The 618-nt window shown below is 72.2% G+C and carries 1 protein-coding gene; it reads right to left on the reverse strand.

The features are described from left to right. Positions 1-52: 52 nt before the first annotated feature. Complete coding sequence (locus E1264_RS42870) at positions 53-421, reverse strand: RRQRL motif-containing zinc-binding protein (RefSeq protein ID WP_132183332.1); 369 nt, start codon at positions 419-421, stop codon at positions 53-55. Between the last annotated feature and the right edge of the window lie 197 nt (positions 422-618).

Consider the following 618-nt stretch of genomic DNA (forward strand, 5'->3'; position numbering starts at 1 on the left):
ACGATCACACGCGCGTCGCTGGGGTTGATCTCCATAACGAAGCTCTCTTCGGTCAGGCGCGGTCGATTTCCCAGGCGTCCGCGCAGGTCAGGCACGCCCCGATGTGTTGGGGCAGGACGTATCCGGCGTCGCGCCGACAGCGCGGGCAGGTGCGGCGCGCGGCCAAGGCTTTGGCCAGCGCGTCCAGTTGGGCGGGTGTGGCGGGGCGGCGGGGTTTGGCCTGGCGCACGTCGTACAGGTACGCGGCACGGATCCACCCGTTGCGGGCTGCCCGCCGCGACCGCCATAGGATCTGGCCCGCCACCTGCTGCCCACCCGGACGCAGCCCGCGTCCGCGGAGCTGCGTCCGGGTGAGCAGGTGCGCGGGCGCCATGCCCCACGACCACGTCGGAATACCCCAGCGGTCCCCGGCCGGGTCCATGAAAACGACGCTCGCGGCGGCAGGCACCGCTACCGCCGGTCCCCGTCGATGAGCCCGAGCGGCGTGACCTGCCGCTGGCAGTTCGAGCATCGGACGCTGGTCATGGTCGCCTTCACCGGCGCCTTGCAGCACGCGGACATCTGCGCGGCCATGTCAGTGGCTCTCCCGGCAGCGCGCGGCCTGAGCCGGGGTGTCGT

This window comes from Actinomadura sp. KC216 (assembly GCF_004348535.1).
GTDB lineage: Bacteria > Actinomycetota > Actinomycetes > Streptosporangiales > Streptosporangiaceae > Spirillospora.

Excerpts from the sequence above, each read along its gene's own strand:
- E1264_RS42870 (WP_132183332.1), bottom strand. The coding sequence starts at position 421 with ATGGACCCGGCCGGGGACCGCTGGGGTATTCCGACGTGGTCGTGGGGC.